13 protein-coding genes and 1 pseudogene are annotated in these 15765 nt (G+C 64.6%); 3 read left to right on the forward strand and 11 right to left on the reverse strand.

Going from position 1 to position 15765, the window contains the following annotated elements; all coding sequences use genetic code 11:
- The first annotated feature begins 248 nt into the window (after window positions 1-248).
- Window positions 249-500, forward strand: coding sequence for a type II toxin-antitoxin system Phd/YefM family antitoxin (locus tag BM190_RS31605; RefSeq protein ID WP_092261567.1), 252 nt, complete (start codon window positions 249-251; stop codon window positions 498-500).
- On the forward strand, window positions 500-916 hold the full coding sequence (locus BM190_RS31610) for a type II toxin-antitoxin system VapC family toxin (protein WP_092261568.1): 417 nt from the start codon (window positions 500-502) through the stop codon (window positions 914-916). The genes BM190_RS31605 and BM190_RS31610 overlap by 1 nt, the downstream gene beginning before the upstream one ends.
- Window positions 917-920: 4 nt before the next feature.
- Here BM190_RS31610 and BM190_RS31615 read toward each other — a convergent pair whose 3' ends face one another.
- Both BM190_RS31615 and BM190_RS31620 read right to left on the reverse strand, forming a co-directional pair.
- The gene (locus BM190_RS31615) at window positions 921-1766 is read right to left on the reverse strand and encodes a DeoR/GlpR family DNA-binding transcription regulator (RefSeq protein ID WP_092261569.1); all 846 of its coding nucleotides are present in this window, start codon (window positions 1764-1766) and stop codon (window positions 921-923) included.
- 91 nt (window positions 1767-1857) lie between these two features.
- Window positions 1858-2544: an HAD family hydrolase gene (locus tag BM190_RS31620; protein WP_092261570.1), complete on the reverse strand. Its 687-nt coding sequence runs from the start codon at window positions 2542-2544 to the stop codon at window positions 1858-1860.
- 154 nt (window positions 2545-2698) lie between these two features.
- On the opposite strand from BM190_RS31620, the gene BM190_RS31625 reads away from it, so the two are divergent.
- Window positions 2699-3151, forward strand: coding sequence for a nuclear transport factor 2 family protein (locus BM190_RS31625; protein WP_026202902.1), 453 nt, complete (start codon window positions 2699-2701; stop codon window positions 3149-3151).
- 235 nt (window positions 3152-3386) lie between these two features.
- On the opposite strand, the gene BM190_RS31630 is transcribed toward BM190_RS31625, so the two are convergent.
- The 9 genes and pseudogenes from BM190_RS31630 to BM190_RS31670 all read right to left on the reverse strand — a co-directional run bounded on the left by BM190_RS31630 (window position 3387) and on the right by BM190_RS31670 (window position 15607).
- Window positions 3387-3578: a hypothetical protein gene (locus BM190_RS31630; protein ID WP_018323258.1), complete on the reverse strand. Its 192-nt coding sequence runs from the start codon at window positions 3576-3578 to the stop codon at window positions 3387-3389.
- A gap of 225 nt (window positions 3579-3803) precedes the next feature.
- Window positions 3804-4235, reverse strand: coding sequence for an acyl-CoA thioesterase (locus tag BM190_RS31635; protein ID WP_092261625.1), 432 nt, complete (start codon window positions 4233-4235; stop codon window positions 3804-3806).
- Window positions 4236-4444: 209 nt separating this feature from the next.
- Window positions 4445-5068 (reverse strand): annotated as a pseudogene (locus BM190_RS31640) (fatty acid desaturase CarF family protein); the annotation flags it as partial.
- Between the two features lie 58 nt (window positions 5069-5126).
- A complete protein-coding gene (locus tag BM190_RS31645; protein ID WP_177237409.1) occupies window positions 5127-7223 on the reverse strand; it encodes a 3-hydroxyacyl-CoA dehydrogenase NAD-binding domain-containing protein in 2097 nt (698 codons plus the stop codon).
- Window positions 7224-7225: 2 nt separating this feature from the next.
- On the reverse strand, window positions 7226-8509 hold the full coding sequence (locus BM190_RS31650; RefSeq protein ID WP_092261572.1) for an acetyl-CoA C-acetyltransferase: 1284 nt from the start codon (window positions 8507-8509) through the stop codon (window positions 7226-7228).
- Window positions 8509-10776 carry an acyl-CoA dehydrogenase gene (locus tag BM190_RS31655; RefSeq protein WP_177237410.1) on the reverse strand — a complete coding sequence of 756 codons (2268 nt, stop codon included), beginning with the start codon at window positions 10774-10776 and terminating at the stop codon, window positions 8509-8511. Before BM190_RS31655 ends, BM190_RS31650 begins: the two co-directional genes overlap by 1 nt.
- A gap of 255 nt (window positions 10777-11031) precedes the next feature.
- Window positions 11032-11655, reverse strand: coding sequence for a flavin reductase family protein (locus BM190_RS31660; protein ID WP_092261574.1), 624 nt, complete (start codon window positions 11653-11655; stop codon window positions 11032-11034).
- Between the two features lie 181 nt (window positions 11656-11836).
- The gene (locus tag BM190_RS31665; RefSeq protein WP_018323253.1) at window positions 11837-12436 is read right to left on the reverse strand and encodes a TetR/AcrR family transcriptional regulator; all 600 of its coding nucleotides are present in this window, start codon (window positions 12434-12436) and stop codon (window positions 11837-11839) included.
- A 33-nt stretch (window positions 12437-12469) separates the two neighbouring features.
- Window positions 12470-15607, reverse strand: a complete 3138-nt coding sequence (locus BM190_RS31670; RefSeq protein ID WP_092261575.1) for an efflux RND transporter permease subunit — start codon at window positions 15605-15607, stop codon at window positions 12470-12472.
- Window positions 15608-15765: the final 158 nt, after the last annotated feature.

The following is a 15765-nucleotide window of genomic DNA, read 5'->3' on the forward strand; positions in this document are numbered from 1 at the left end:
GCGACTACTTTCGTTTTTGATTAGATCACACCGAAAAGCGAAAGCAAGACGAAAGAGAGGAGGAAGGAAGTGAAAGCGAAACTTTTTCAGCGCCAATACGGCGGAGAAATCAGCAGGAGAACGGACAGTTTTGAGGCAGACGGCTCGGCTGATCGGCTCAGGGGCCCACCGCACCGCTTCAGCTGACTTGGATGTAGCAACATGCCTACATATAATTTGCCCCAACGCAGGCGAGGAGGCGCGAACCGATGGTCACCACCCTGACCAGCCGAGAGTTCAATCAGGATACGAGCGGCGCCAAGAAGGCAGCAGCAAAGGGGCCCGTCTTCATCACCGATCGCGGCCGTCCGGCCCATGTCCTGCTGAGCATCGAAGATTATCTGCGCCTGAGCGGTGGACACATGAGCCTTGCCGAAGCTTTGGCACAGGCGAACGCGGACTTCGATTTCGATCCGCCTCGCATCACCGGCGGAATCTCCAGGCCGGCCGATCTCGACTGATGTTTCTGCTGGACACCAACGTCATTTCCGAACTGAGGCGGCCGGATAAGGCTGATCGCAACGTGCTTGCTTGGGCCAATACAGCGCCCGCGGCGAATTTCTTCATGTCTGCCATCTCGATTCTCGAAATTGAATTTGGCGCGCGCCTGATCGAGCGCAAAGACGCGGTGCAAGGTGCTTTCCTGCGCGCCTGGATCGACGATCACATTCTGGCCCGCTTCGAAGGGCGGATCCTGGCTATCGATACGGCCGTGGCGCAGCGTTGTGCCCAACTTCACGTTCCCAATCCGCGGGCCGAACGCGACGCCCTTATTGCAGCCAGCGCGCTTATCCACGGCCTGACCTTGGTTACGCGCAATGTGGGGGATTTTGAACCTACGGGCGTGCCACTGCTCAATCCGTGGAGCAGTACATAAGTCTCTATCTCAGCCGCACCACCGGCGCGGCTTCCGGTGCCGCATCCTGGGCATCTGCCGGCGCATCGTCGATGTCCGCGCCCTTCGGCAGCGCTTCCACCACTTCGATGCCCTTGCTGTGGCAGATGGTGGCGAGGCGCTCCGGAAGCTCCTGGTCGGTGACGAAGGTCTGGATCTGGGTCATGTGGGCGATGCGCACCGGCGCGCTGCGGCGGAGCTTTGTGGAATCGGCAACCAGCATCACGCTGCGGGCATTGGCGATGATGGCCTGCGCCACCTGCACCTCGCGATAGTCGAAGTCGAGCAGCGCGCCCTCCTCGTCGATCGCGGACGCACCAATGATGGCGTAGTCGACCTTGAACTGACCGATCAACTGCGTCGCGGTGGAGCCGACCACGGCGCCGTCGGCACGCCGGACCGTGCCGCCGGCGACCACCACCTCGATGCGGGGATGACGGTAGAGCAGCATCGCGACGTTGAGATTGTTGGTGATGACGAGGAGATCCTCGTGCGAAGTCAGCGCGCTCGCGACCTCCTCGGTCGTGGTGCCGATGTTGATGAAGAGCGAGCAGCCGTTCGGGATCAGCGAGGCGGCCGCGGCTCCGATCGCCTTCTTTTCGTCGGCGGCGACGAAGCGCCTTGCCTCGTAAGCGAGGTTTTCGACGCCGGAAGCGATGATGGCGCCGCCATGGATGCGGGTCAGCGATCTCCGCTCGCAGAGGTCGTTGAGATCCTTGCGGATGGTCTGCGCCGAGACTTCGAAGCGGCGCGCGAGCTCCTCGACCATGACGCGGCCCGAGGCCCGCGCGATGTTGAGGATTTCGGCTTGGCGATGGGTTAGTCCGGTCACGGCAAAGGCCTCAAATCAGGAGAATGCATGGTGCGGCGGTTCGCGCCTTCGGTCAATGCGCGCGCCGATCACGGTTAACTTATGCGGCCCGTCACCACGCCATGGTGCTCGCGAGACGCGCGAGCAGCTGCGGATCGTCGAAGGCACTGGCGGACGCGACTGCGCCGGCTGCAACCAGGTCAGCATGGCTGAGGCTGGTCCGGACGCCGATGGTCGGAATGCCGGCCGCCGTGGCCGATTGCACGCCGGTACGGGAGTCCTCGAATGCGATCGAAGCCTCTGCGCTCGCACCGACGAAACGCAGCCCTTCCTGATAGGGCAGCGGATGCGGCTTGCCGTGCGGCAGCTCGGCGCCGATCACGAGCGCCTTGAAACGATGCGAGATGCCGAGGCCGGAGAGCAGCAGCTCGGCATTGAGACGCGGCGCATTGGTCACGGCCACCATGGGAACGCCGGCTGCGTCCGCCCGGTCGAGCAGCGCCATCAGGCCCGGCAGCGGCTCGATCTGCCCGGCCACGAGCGCACGGAAGACCTCCTCCTTCTCATCGAGGATCAAGGCGCGCCGCTCCGGCGCCTCGTCGGGCAGAAAGCGCTCGCCGATCGCGACATTGGCGAAACCTTGCAGCTCTCTAGAGAACCGCGCGTGATCGAAGACGTGGCCGCGAGGGCCGAGCACCTGGTTGAACGCCTTCAAGTGCAGCGGGTCGGTGTCGGCCAGCGTGCCGTCGATGTCGAACAGCAAAGCCCTGCCCATCGCTTCCGTTTTGGCCTCGATCATTTCCGTACTTTCCCAAATCCACGGCGTATTGATGCGCGAGACGTATCAATATGGCTTCGACCGCGCAATGACGCATGCTGATGACGACGACGTGACACTCGACAAAGTCGCGCGCGGCTGCAACACTCGCCGCAAGATCAAAAAGGAGGAAACGATGACGATCAACCGACGCGATCTGGCTCTCTCGACTCTTGCCGTCTCCGCGCTTGCGCTCACGACACCGGCGCTCGCCGCTTCGGCGGACGAGGACGCCGTGGCGAAGAAGGTCGAGGCCTTCCGCCTCGCCCAGATCGCGGCCGATCCGAAGGCGCTCGGCGCACTGTGCTGGGATGACCTCAGCTACAGCCATTCCAGCGGCAAGGTCGAGGACAAGGCGACGTTCATCGCCAACGCCACCGACGGCAAGTCGAAATTCCTGTCGATCGACTACAAGGACCCCACCATCAAGGTCGTCGGTCCTGCAGCGATCGTGCGCTTCCACTGGCTGGGCGAACAGGAGATGGCAGCCGACGGGAAGAAAGTATCGACCAACCTTCACATCCTGATGAACTGGCAGAAGCAGGGCGACGAGTGGAAGCTCCTGTCGCGGGCAGCAACGAAGTTGTGACGACTCTTACCCTCTCCCCTGTGGGAGAGGGTGGCTCGTCGCGTAGCGACGAGACAGGTGAGGGGTTGCCTCAGCGAACCCCTCTCTCTCTGAATCTCGAGAACGCCGAAACATACCCCTTATCCGGCGCTTCGCGCCACCTTCTCCCACAAGGGGAGAAGGAAGAAAACAGCAGTATCAAGGGCGGCAAAAAATTCCGACCTCGCTCCGCGAGCCCGGAATCACCAGCGGGCGCTTACGCCGCTTCCTTCACATCACCGTTCACCAGCTTGCGCGCGGCGCGTTCGGCTTCGCGGGCGTTGCGGAAGAGCTGGCCTTCGAGACGGTTGAATCGGTGGGACGAGGCAAAGAAGCAATAGCCTCCCGAAGAACGAACGACGATACCTGCGGTCTGCGAATTGACTTCGATGATGTAGCTGTCCGGCATGGTCCGTGGATTCCTCAGTGCGGGCAAATAACGGCACTCATGCCCAAAGGTTCCCAGGCATTTTGAGGCCGTTTCCACCCCGAATCGACACGCAATTGAGTACGCCGAGACCTCATCCGTTTTATGACTGGTTCTTGGCGAAGCGGCGACGAAGATGACTCACTGGTGCCGCGTTTGACGGCGCTTGCCACGCATTTGTGAGATGAGGCAGAGCGTCGCGCGCGATTACGTCGCGATGACAGTGTCGGTCGGGCGAACCGCTTGCGGGCGACCATGTTCGTCGATCGAGACGTAGGTGAAGTTGCCGTCGGTGACGAGGAACGGATGCTCCTCCCCGCGGCGCAGCGCCCACGCTTCCAGATGCACAGTGAGCGAGGTGCGGCCTACGCGCACGAGATTGGCGTAGACCGACACGAGATCGCCGACATAGACCGCCTTGCGAAAGTTCATCGCCTCGATCGCAACCGTCACGGTCCGCGATTTCGCGACCTTCGAGGCAAACACGCCGCCGCCGACGTCCATCTGACTCAGCAGCCACCCGCCGAAGATGTCGCCATTCGCGTTGGTATCGGCGGGCATCGCCAGCGTACGGATGCAGAGATCGCCGTTAGGCCCGGGGGCGGAGCTGATAGGGGCGTGGACATGCGTATCGGTCATATGGTTGGTCTCCCGCGGCTCTCGGCTCTGGATACAAAGCCGCGGCGCCTTGCGCAACATCGACACGAGGCAAGCTTGCGCTATCCAATCGGCCGCGGCGACCCGACGAGGATTCCGGTATCGTTCAGTTTGCGTTGCCACTCCGCATCGTCGGCCCGCGGCGCGCGTCCGGTCGTCGCCGTTACCAACCGTTCCAGCCTGCTCCATAGCCGGAGACGGTCGCATGGATAATTGGCCCATCCATTGATGACACAATATCGGATGGTGTGGTCACGGTGATGACACCAATGATGCTCGGGTGAGCAGACCAGATGCAGCCGTTGCGCCATGCGCAGGAGCAGCGGGCGGACCGGCCGGTGCGCGAGATTGTGAAAGCTCATGCCAAACAGCATGCAGGTCGCGATCACGAACCAGACGATCATCAGCGCATAGGTGAGCGCGGAAACCGGAAACAACGCCGTGACGGTGGCCGCGACTCCGACCACCAGCGCGCTCGGCGCCGCACCGAGAGACGCCTGGTCGAGGAATCCATAGAGTAAGACGTGGCCGGGGTGGGTGTGATGCTCCCGCGTGATCGCGATGCCGCGGCCGAGCATCCCCTCGTCGAGCCAGGTGTCGACCACCCAATGCACCAGCCCTGAAAACAGGTCAGCGAGGAAATATCCTGCCAGGAGCGCCACGATCAACCACGGCCAGCGCAATTCCACCGCGGGATAACGCCCGACGAGATAGCCTGCGCAACAAAGGATCACGACGATATCGGCCCCGCAGCACAGCCGCGTGATGATGATCTCGCGCAGGGTCGCTTGCTTGAAGAACGGGATCGTCGGCACCGGCGATACTCCCCACGGGCTCTACCACCCATGATAGCATCTTTTTACCGACGGCCCCCTATTGCAAACTGTCCCAGCCCGCATCCGGCGCAAAACGTCCGCCGAATCGCTCGGCGAGCCCACGCAACGTGGACACGACGTTCTCCACGCCGCGCGTGCGCGCATAGTTCAGCGGGCCGCCGCGGAACGGTGCATAGCCGGTACCGAAGATCATGGCGCCGTCGACCGCATCAGGATCGTCGACGATGCCCTCGCGAAGGGCAGCAACGCAGACATTGGACATCGGCAGCATCAGGCGGTCGATCATCTGGTCGGTGACGCGCGGACCGGTCTCGGGGAGCGGTGCCTTCTCGGCCTTGCCGTCCTTCCAGGTGTAGAAGCCCTTGCCGGTCTTGCGGCCGAGCTCGCCCTTGGCGACCTTGTCGCGCAGCCAGGCCGGCGTCGGCGGCAGGAGATCGCCGAACTTGGTGCGCAGCATGTCGCCGACGTCGAGGCAGATGTCGAGTCCGACCTGATCGGCCAGCTCGATCGGGCCCATCGGCATGCCGAACTGCTCGGCCGCGGCGTCGATCAGACGCTGGTCGATCTTCTCGTCCAGCATCACCATGGCTTCGAGCATGTAGGGCGTCAGCGCGCGGTTGACGAGAAAGCCCGGCGAGCTCTTCACAGGCAATGGCAAGCGATCGATCGCACCGACGAAAGCGAGCGCGTCTTTCAGCACCCGCGGGTCGTTGCCGTCATGGCTGACGACCTCGACCAGCTGCAGCCGCGACACCGGATTGAAGAAATGCAGGCCGACCAGCCGCTCCGGTCGCGCCAACGTGGTGCGCAGATCCTGAAGCGGAATGCTCGAGGTGTTGGTGGCGAGAATCGCGCCCGGCTTCATGCGCGGCTCGAGCCCGGCATAGACCTTCTGCTTGAGCTCGAGCTTTTCCGGGACAGCCTCGATGATCAGATCGGCGTTGCGGACGCCCTCGCCGTCCATGTCAGGGATGAGACGATCGAGCGCGTCGCGCACTTCGGTCGGCTTGCGGATGATCTTGCCGTAGAGTTCGGCGGCGCGCTTCACCGCGCCCGCAATCGGCGCCGCCTTCATGTCGGCGAGCGAGACGCGCAGTCCCTGCCCGGCTACCCAAGCCGCGATGTCGCCGCCCATGGCGCCGGCGCCGATGACATGGACATGCTTGATGGTGTTGCCGCTGCCGGCCGCCTTCTTCATCTGCTCGCGCAGGAAGAACACGCGGATCAGGTTCTGGGCGGTCGGTGTTACCATCAGCTTGGCGAACGAGGCCTGCTCCGCCTTCAGCATCGCGGCCTTGTTGCCGCCATGGGTCTCCCAGAGGGAGATCAGCGCGTAAGGCGCGGGATAGTGCTCGCGGGACGCGGCCTTCGCCGCCTCCGAGCGCATGCGCCTGGCCAGGAGACCGCGCACGAAGCCAAAATTGGCTGCACGCCCGAGCAGGCCGGGCTTGGCCCGCTTCAGGCGGCCGAACAGCGCGTCCTTCACCGCGCCCCGGACATGGCGCTCTTGAGTCACGGTATCGACGAGGCCGAGCGATCTGGCGCGGCGTGCGTCGATGGTGCGGCCGGTCAGCATCAGCGCCATCGACTGGGTGGGATTGACCAGCGCGGTGAACCGCGCGGTGCCGCCGAGGCCGGGGTGCAGGCCCAGCATCACCTCCGGAAAGCCGAAGCGTGCGCCGTCGATGGCGATGCGCGACTGGCAGGCCAGCGCAACCTCGAGCCCGCCGCCGAGGCAGAAGCCGTGGATGACCGCGACCGTTGGTAGCTTCAAGGCTTCCAGATGATCGACCACCGCGTGCGCGGCGCGGATTCGCGTCTCCACCATCTCGGGATCATCAGCGCCGCGGAATTCGTTGACGTCGGCGCCGGCGATGAAGCCGGACGGTTTTGCGGAGCGGATCACGAGGCCGGCCGGGCGCTCGGTCTCGATCGCCGCGAGCACGGCGTCGAACTCCTCCATCACCTCCGAGGACAGCGTGTTGGCGCTTGCATCAGCGCGGTCGAACAGCAGCCAGGCGACGCCGTCTTCATCTCGCGTCAGCTTGAAGTGCCTGTACGGACTGTCCGTCGCGGGCTTGGGCCCGAGTTCGAGCACGCGGTCGCCGAGCGCGGTCATGATCTTGGAATCCATGGTCACACCGCCTCGATCAGCATGGCGCCGCCGAGCCCGCCGCCGATGCATTCGGTGGCAATTCCGCGCCGCGTGCCGAGCCGCTTCATCGCGTTGACCAGATGCAGCACGATGCGGTTGCCGGAGGTGCCGACGGGATGGCCGAGCGAGATGGCGCCGCCATCGACGTTGAGCTTGTCACGGTCGATCTCACCGGCCGCGCCGTCGAGGCCCAAAATCTCGCGGCAGAACTTGTCGTCATTCCAGGCAGCCAAGCAGCCGAGCACCTGCGTCGCGAAGGCTTCGTTGAGCTCCCAGGTCTCGACGTCCTTGATGGTGAGGCCGTTGCGCTGGAGCAGCGGCGTCGCTGACATCACGGGACCGAGGCCCATGATGGCAGGATCGAGCGCGGCCCAGTGGCTGTCGACGATCGCGGCCTTCGGCGTCAGCCTGTGCTTTGCGACCGCGGCGTCGGAGGCGAGGATCACCCAGGAGGCGCCGTCGGTGATCTGCGAGGAATTGCCGGCGGTGACCTGGCCCCAGGGGCGCTCAAACACCGGTCTCAGCTTGGCCAGCGTCTCCGCCGTGGAGTCCGGCCGCACGCCGTCGTCATGGTCGAAGAATTTTCCGTCGCGGGAGAACGCGGTCTCAACCTCACCCTTGAGAAAGCCCGCACTTTGCGCCTGGGCGAGCCGGCGGTGGCTCTCGGCGGCATAGGCATCGGATTGCGCGCGCGTAATGCCGAAGAGATGGCCGACGACCTCGGCGGTCTGGCCCATGTTCAGATCGGTGACGGGATCGGTCAGCCCGCGCTCGAGCCCGATGATCGGCTTGAGATCGCGCGGGCGCAACTTGAAGGCAGCCGCGAGCTTGGCGGCGACGCCCTTGGCGGTGGCAAGGCCGGCGAACCAGCGCACGCCGGAGTTAGGCCAAACCAGCGGCGCGTGGCTCAGCGCCTCGGTACCTCCCGCCAAGATCATGTCGGCATGACCTTCGCGGATATAGCGGTAGGCGGTGTCGATTGACTGCATGCCGGAGCCGCAATTGATCTGCACGGTGAAGGCGACCATGTCCTCGCCCATGCCGAGCCGGAGCGCGGCAACGCGGGCCGGATTCATCTCGTCCGCAATCACGTTGACGCAGCCGAGGATGACCTGGTCGAAATCCGTGGGCGCAAACGGCTGGCGCGCCAGCAGCGGCCGTCCGCATTGCACGGCGAGATCGACCGGCGTGAAGGGCCCCGGCCCCGAGCGCGCCTTTAGAAACGGCGTTCGGCTGCCGTCGACGATGAAAACCGGTCGTGCCATCAGCTCGCCGCCCTCTGTTCACCGAGTTCCTGGAAGAACTGATGCACATTGACGGTTTTCTTGTAAATCGGCGACAGCGCCTCCGGCGCAAAATCGTCGACCTCGATTACTTTTGTGACGGCTTCATGAGCCGCGGCCAGTTGCTCGCCCTCGGCCTGCGTGATCACGCCCTTGGCGACGGCGTCCTTCCAGTCGCGGATATGCGCGGCGCGCATGCGCTTGGCGATGGCATCGGTACTTGCGACCAGCACGAACGCGCGCTCCAGCCGGGCAAAGCCGCCGTCGTCATCGACATGGGCGAGATCCTGCGTGAGGCGCTCGCGCGCCGCCGACGGCTCCAGCACGATGGCCGCGCATTGGTGCACGACGCGGTCGGAGGGGCCGAGCACGCGGGCGCCGAACGGCTGGACCACGAGCTTGAGGAAGCCGGCAACAAAGCGGTTGGGCAGATTGGCCAGGATTTCGGCCAGCCGGTTCTCGATGGTCCTGAAACCGGTCGCCATGCACCATTCCAGCGCGGCAAAGTCCTCCTTCTGACGACCCTCGTCGTGCCAACGCTTTAGCGCGGCCGACAGCAGATAAAGCTCGGAGAGAATGTCGCCGAAGCGGGCCGACAGCATCTCCTTGCGCTTGAGCGCGCCGCCCAGCGTCAGCAATGCCATGTCGGCGCAGAGCGCGAACGCAGCGGAGTAGCGCGAGAGCTGGCGATAGAACGGTGTGGCATCGCCCGCATCCGGCGCCATCGCAAAGGCGCCGAAGGTCCAGCTGCGGCCGAAGGCACGGAACAACGTGCGGAGGCTATGGCCGACATGTTTCCAGAACGCCTTGTCGAACGCGGTCAGCCCGCGTTCGCGATCGGTATCGGCCAGCGCGTTCATCTCGTCGAGCAGATAGGGATGCGCGCGGATCGCGCCCTGCCCGAACACGATGAGATTGCGGGTCAGGATGTTGGCGCCTTCGACCGTGATCCCGACCGGCACGGCGCGGTGCAGATTGCCGAGATAGTTCTGCGGACCGTCGATCACGGCCTTGCCGCCATGGATGTCCATGGCGTCGTCGATCGCGGTGCGCATTCGCTCGGTGGCGTGCAACTTCATGATGCCGGAGATGACGGCGGGATGAACGCCGGCATTCAGTGCCGCGCAGGTCAGCCGCCGGGCCGCATCCAGCTGGTAGGCGGTCGCGACGATGCGCGCGAGCGGCTCCTCGACACCTTCGAATTTCGAGATGGAGATGCCGAACTGCTCGCGGATCCGGGCATAGGCGCCGGTGGTGCGTGCAGCATAGGCGGCCCCCGCAGCAGAGAGTGACGGCAGCGAGATGCCGCGGCCGGCGGCAAGCGCGGTCATCAGCATCTTCCAGCCTTGCCCCAGCCGCTCCTTGCCGCCGATGACGTAGTCGAGCGGGATGAAGACGTCGCGGCCCCGGTTCGGGCCGTTCTGAAACACCTGCATTGATGGCAGATGGCGATGGCCGATCTCGACGCCGGGCAGATGGGTCGGGATCAGTGCCACGGTAATGCCGAGCTCCTCCCGGTCGCCCACGAGGTGGTCGGGATCATAGGCCTTGAAGGCGAGGCCGAGCAGCGTCGCGACAGGTCCGAGCGTGATGTAGCGCTTGTGCCAGTTGAGCCTGAGGCCGACGACCTCGCGGTCCTCGAAGGTGCCCTTGCAGATGATGCCGGTGTCGACCATCGAAGCCGCGTCGGAGCCGGCTTCCGGGCTGGTGAGGCCGAAGCAGGGAATATCGCGTCCGTCGGCGAGGCGCGGCAGCCAGCGCGCCTGCTGTTCCGGAGTGCCGAAACGCATCAGGAGCTCGCCCGGCCCGAGCGAGTTCGGCACCATGACTGTGACGGCAGCAGCGATCGAGCGGGTCGAGATCTTGCGCACCACTTCCGAATGGGCATAGGGCGAGAAGCCGAGGCCGCCAAACTCCTTCGGAATGATCATGCCGAAGAATTTTTCGTGCTTGACGAAGTGCCAGACATCCGGCGGCAGGTCGCGCCATTCCCAGAAGATCTTCCACTCATCGAGCATGGCGCAGAGCTCGTCGACGGGTCCGTTGAGGAACGCCCGCTCCTCCTCGGTCAGCCTGGCCTGCGGGACCTTCAGCAGCTTCGACCAATCCGGGTTGCCGGTGAAGAGATCGGCATCCCACCAGACATCGCCCGCCTCCAGCGCCTCGCGTTCGGTATCGGACATCGCCGGCAGCACGCCGCGGGCCCAGGAGAAGATCGGCTTTGTGATTTTGTCGCGGCGGAAGCTCATGGCTGACCTCATGCATCGGCGCGGTGTCGGGCATTTTAGCGGAAAGCGGCCGGCGGCGGTGAAGACTTCGCCTGCGACATTGACGCGGCCAAGCGCCCCCGGACCATAACGGCCAGGGTGCGACGGCGGTTCCGGGAGGGGAAAATGGCGATGGATCGTAGCCCGGATGGAGCGAAGCGCAGTCCGGGTAGGCCTATCCGCGCGGGGAGAATCCCGGATTACGCTGCGCTCCATCCGGGCTACGGGCGCGACCGATCAATCCGGCCGCACCATCTCGAACATGTTTTCCGGCTTGATCTCGAAATAATCGCCGCGGCGGCCGGCACGGACGATCGGGCGGGCGGCGGCGGTCTGGTAGACGCCGTCCTTGATCATGGCCTTGTCGATATGGACGGCGACGACCTCGCCCAGCGTCAGCCAGGCGTCGGCCTCCTTGCCGTCGGCGCCCTTGAGGCGGACGATGTCGGACACCTTGCACTCGAAGGCGACGGGGCTCTCAGCCACGCGTGGCACGTTGACGAGCTTGCCAGGCACGGCGGTGAGGCCCGCGATCTCGAACTCGTCGACCTCAGGGGCGACATGCGCGGCGGTCGCGTTCATGTGTTTGGCGAGGTCCATGGTGGCGAGATTCCAGACGAACTCGCCGGTCTGCTGGATGTTCTCGACCGTGTCCTTCCAGTTGGTGGAGGAGAAGCCGATGATCGGCGGCACGTAGCAGAACGCATTGAAGAAGCTGTAGGGCGCGAGATTGACGTGGCCCTTGGAGTCGCGCGAGGAGATCCAGCCGATCGGCCGCGGCGCGATGATGGCGTTGAAGGGGTCGTGCTTGAGGCCGTGGCCCTTGGAGGGCTCGTAGAAGTACAGATCTTTGTCGGTCACGCGCTTGCTTCTCCGTTTTCCGTCATTCCGGGGCGGTCCGGACGGGACCGCGCAAGCGCGGCCCGGAGGACCGAACCCGGAATCTCGAGATTCTCAGGTGCGCAATTGCGCACCATAGTTCGCCTCTTCGAGGCGCCCCGGAATGAGAGAGGCAGCTTATAGGAGGAAACCCGCCACCCCGTCAGTGGCGCGGAGACAGACCCGCGATGACGAAATCGATCATCTGGTCGATGGTCGGGCCCGGCTTGGTGGCGCACTGGGCGATCATCTGGGGGTGGAAGAAGCGTATCATCGCGGTGCAGGCGCACAGCGAGGCCAGCTGCAGGTCCGGCGCCTCGAACTCGCCGGAGGCAACGCCTTGCGCGATCATCTGGCCGATCACCCCGGCGATGCACTCCATATGGGCGACGCAGACGTCCCAGTCCTCCTCCATCGCGATCGCGACCATCTCGTGCAGCTTGTTGTCGCCGACATAGCGCTCGGTGTTCATGCGATGGATGGTGGTGAGCAGTTCCCGGAAACGCTCCTTGACCGGACCGGGCCTCGCCACGATCCGCTGCGCTTCGAGCTCGACCTCGCCCATCAGGCCCTGCGCCACCGCCTGATGGATCGCCTTCTTCGATTCGAAGAAGCGATAGACATTGGCGGGGCTCATCCTGAGCTCCTTGGCGATGTCCCCGACCGTCGTCTTCTGGTAGCCGATCTGGCGGAACAGCCGCTCGGCCACCTCGAGGATACGATCCCGGGTGTCGACTTCGATATGTTCCGAAATAAGGGCCATCAGTCAGGACTCGTTGGTCAGCAGTCTTCTCATCTATTCAGCCGCTTCGGCAAGCGGAATTGCGCGCTGGTCATCGCTCCCATGCTGCGGCGCGGCAGGTTGCTCGGGGGTACCCGCCTCGTCCAGGCTCTTCCTGAACCACAGCGCGTAGAGGCCCGGCAGGTACAGCAGCGTCAGGAAGGTCGCGACGAACAGACCGCCCATGATCGTGATCGCCATCGGGCCCCAGAAGGCCGAGCGCGACAGCGGGATCATGGCGAGGATGGCTGCCAGCGCTGTCAGCACCACCGGACGGGCGCGGCGGACGGTTGCCTCCACGATCGCCTCGCGCCGGGTCAGGCCATGCGAGACGTCGGTCTCGATCTGGTCGACCAGGATGACCGTGTTGCGCATGATCATGCCGGCGAGCGCGATCAGGCCGAGCAGCGCCACGAAGCCGAACGGGGCGTTGGCGACGTTGAGCCCGAAGGAGGCGCCGACGATGCCGAGCGGCGCGGTCAGGAACACCAGGATCAGGCGCGAGAAGCTCTGCAGCTGGATCATCAGCAGCGTCAGCATCACCATGACCATCAGCGGGAAGAGGACGAAGATCGAGGCGTTGCCCTTGGCGGATTCCTCGAAGGCGCCGCCCGGCTCGATGCGGTAGGCCGGCTCGAGGTGGTCCTTGATCGCCTTCAGCTTCGGCGTGATCTGGCTCGTGACGTCGGGCGCCTGCACGCCGTCGACGACGTCGGAGCGCACGGTGATGGCCATGTCGCGGTTGCGCCGCCACATGATCGGCTCCTCATGGGCATACTCGATCTTGGCAATCTGCTGCAGCGGCACGGCAACGCCATTGCGCGAGGTGATGGTGAGATCACCGACGCCGCCGAGGTCGAGGCGCTCGGACGGAATCGCACGGGCGACCACGCCGACCTTCTCGATGCCGTCGCGCACAGTCGTGACCTGCGAGCCCGAGATCAGCATCGCGAGCGCCTGGGACACGTCCTGCGGGGTCAGGCCCATGGCGCGGGCGCGGTCCTGGTCGACGACGAGCTTGAGGTAGGGCGACTGCTCGTTCCAGTCGAGCTGGACGTCCTTGACGCTCTTGTTCTGCCGCATGACGTCGCGGACCTGGTAGGCGATCTCGCGCACCTTGTTGGCGTCGGGGCCGATCACGCGGAACTGCACGGGGAAGCCGACCGGCGGGCCGAAGTTGAAGCGGTCGACGCGGACGCGCGCTTCGGACAGCATGCCGTCCGCAACCGCGTTCTCGATCTTGGCCTTGACGCGCTCGCGCCCCTCGACGCCCTTGGCGACGATGACGATCTCGGCAAAGGCCTCGTTGGGCAGCTGCGGATTGAGGCCGAGCCAGAAGCGGGGAGAGCCCTGGCCGACATAGGACGTATAGGTCTCGATATCCTTGTCGTCCTTCAGCAGCGTCTCGGCCTTCTTCACCGCCTTTTCGGTGACGTTGAAGGCGGTGCCCTCAGGCAGGCGCAGCTGGAAGAACAGCTCGGGCCGCTCCGACAGCGGGAAGAACTGCTGCTGGACATGGCCGAAGCCGACGACCGAGGCGATGAAGACGCCGACGGTCGCGACCACCACGGTGATGCGGTGATTGACACACCATTGCACGATGGCGCGCAGGCCCCGGTACATGCGGGTCTCGTAGACCGCGTGCGGATCGTGGTTGTGGTGCGCCTTCATCTCCGGCAGCAGCTTGACGCCGATATAGGGCGTGAAGATCACCGCCACGAACCAGGAGGCGACCAGCGCGATCGCCACGATCCAGAAGATGCTGCCGGCATATTCGCCGACGGCGGAATTGGCAAAGCCGATGGGGAGGAAGCCAGCGGCCGTGACCAGCGTTCCCGTGAGCATCGGAAACGCGGTAGATTCCCAGGCAAAAGACGCCGCGCGCATGCGGTCCCAGCCCTGCTCCATCTTCACCACCATCATCTCGACCGCGATGATGGCGTCGTCGACGAGCAGGCCGAGCGCGATGATCAGCGCACCCAGCGTGATGCGGTGCAGGTCGAGCGACATCATGTTCATGACGACGAAGACGATGCCGAGCACCAGCGGCACCGACAGCGCGACCACGATGCCGGTGCGCCAGCCGAGCGCCAGGAACGAGACGAACAGCACGATGACGAGGGCTTCCATGAAGGAGTGCACGAACTCGCCGACGGCGTGCTCGACCACCTTGGGCTGGTCGGCAATCAGCTTGACGTCGACGCCCTGCGGCACCGCCTTCATGAACTCGGCCGTCGCCTTCTCGACCTCCTTGCCGAGCTCGAGGATGTTGGCACCCTTGGCGGTGACGACACCGATGCCGATCGCGGCCTTGCCTTCCTGGCGCACGACGAAGCTGGGCGGATCGACATAGCCATGGGTGACGGTGGCGATGTCACCGAGGCGGAACACGCGGCCGTTGCTCTCGACCGGCGTCTCCGCGACGGCCTTGGCACCGTCGAGCGCGCCGGTGACGCGCAGCGGCACGCGCTGCGAGGAGGTTTCCACCGTGCCGGCCGGCGTCACGTTATTCTGCTTGGCGAGCGAATCGAACAGCGCCTGCGGGGTGATGCCGAGGGTGGCGAGCTTGGCGTGGGAGAACTCGACGAAGATGCGCTCATCCTGGTTGCCATAGACGTCGACCTTGGTCACGCCGGGCACCTTGAGGAGGCGCTGGCGGAATCCCTCCGAAACCTTCTTGAGCTGGGCATAGTCGGCGCCGTCGCCGGTCATCATGTAGAGGATGGAATCGACGTCCGAGAACTCGTCATTGACGACGGGTCCGAGGATGCCGGAGGGCAGCTGGCCCTGCACGTCGACCAGCTTCTTGCGCAGAAGATAGAAGAGGTAAGGCACGTCCTTAGGCGGCGTGGAGTCGCGGAAGGTAACCTGGAGCGCGGTGAAGGCGGGCTTGGAATAAGTCTGCACCTTCTCGAAATAGGGCAGCTCCTGGATCTTCTTCTCGATGGGATCGGCGACCTGGGTCTGCATCTCCTGCGCGGTCGCGCCGGGCCAGATCACGGAGACGTTGACCACCTTCACCGTGAAGAACGGATCCTCGGCGCGGCCGAGCTTCTCATAGGAGAAGAAGCCGGCGACACCGAGTACGAGCATCAGGAAGAGAACCAGCGTCGGATGGCTGACGGCCCAGGCCGAAAGGTTGAAGCGCTTCATCGCTCTCTCCGAAAAGACGATCCAGTTGCCAAAAAACGACAGCCACTCTGTTCAGGCCGTCGTCGCGAGGCAGCGAAGCAATCCAGGGGGCTGGGCAGATTCTGGATCGCTTCGCCGCTTCAGCCTCTGCTTAGGGACAAAGGCCGAAACTCACCTCA

The organism is Bradyrhizobium sp. Rc3b (genome assembly GCF_900114915.1).
GTDB lineage: Bacteria > Pseudomonadota > Alphaproteobacteria > Rhizobiales > Xanthobacteraceae > Bradyrhizobium.

Excerpts from the sequence above, each read along its gene's own strand:
- BM190_RS31605 (WP_092261567.1), top strand. The coding sequence starts at position 249 with ATGGTCACCACCCTGACCAGCCGAGAGTTCAATCAGGATACGAGCGGC.
- BM190_RS31610 (WP_092261568.1), top strand. The coding sequence starts at position 500 with ATGTTTCTGCTGGACACCAACGTCATTTCCGAACTGAGGCGGCCGGAT.
- BM190_RS31620 (WP_092261570.1), bottom strand. The coding sequence starts at position 2,544 with ATGATCGAGGCCAAAACGGAAGCGATGGGCAGGGCTTTGCTGTTCGAC.
- BM190_RS31625 (WP_026202902.1), top strand. The coding sequence starts at position 2,699 with ATGACGATCAACCGACGCGATCTGGCTCTCTCGACTCTTGCCGTCTCC.
- BM190_RS31630 (WP_018323258.1), bottom strand. The coding sequence starts at position 3,578 with ATGCCGGACAGCTACATCATCGAAGTCAATTCGCAGACCGCAGGTATC.
- BM190_RS31635 (WP_092261625.1), bottom strand. The coding sequence starts at position 4,235 with ATGACCGATACGCATGTCCACGCCCCTATCAGCTCCGCCCCCGGGCCT.
- BM190_RS31645 (WP_177237409.1), bottom strand. The coding sequence starts at position 7,223 with ATGGATTCCAAGATCATGACCGCGCTCGGCGACCGCGTGCTCGAACTC.
- BM190_RS31650 (WP_092261572.1), bottom strand. The coding sequence starts at position 8,509 with ATGGCACGACCGGTTTTCATCGTCGACGGCAGCCGAACGCCGTTTCTA.
- BM190_RS31655 (WP_177237410.1), bottom strand. The coding sequence starts at position 10,776 with ATGAGCTTCCGCCGCGACAAAATCACAAAGCCGATCTTCTCCTGGGCC.
- BM190_RS31665 (WP_018323253.1), bottom strand. The coding sequence starts at position 12,436 with ATGGCCCTTATTTCGGAACATATCGAAGTCGACACCCGGGATCGTATC.
- BM190_RS31670 (WP_092261575.1), bottom strand. The coding sequence starts at position 15,607 with ATGAAGCGCTTCAACCTTTCGGCCTGGGCCGTCAGCCATCCGACGCTG.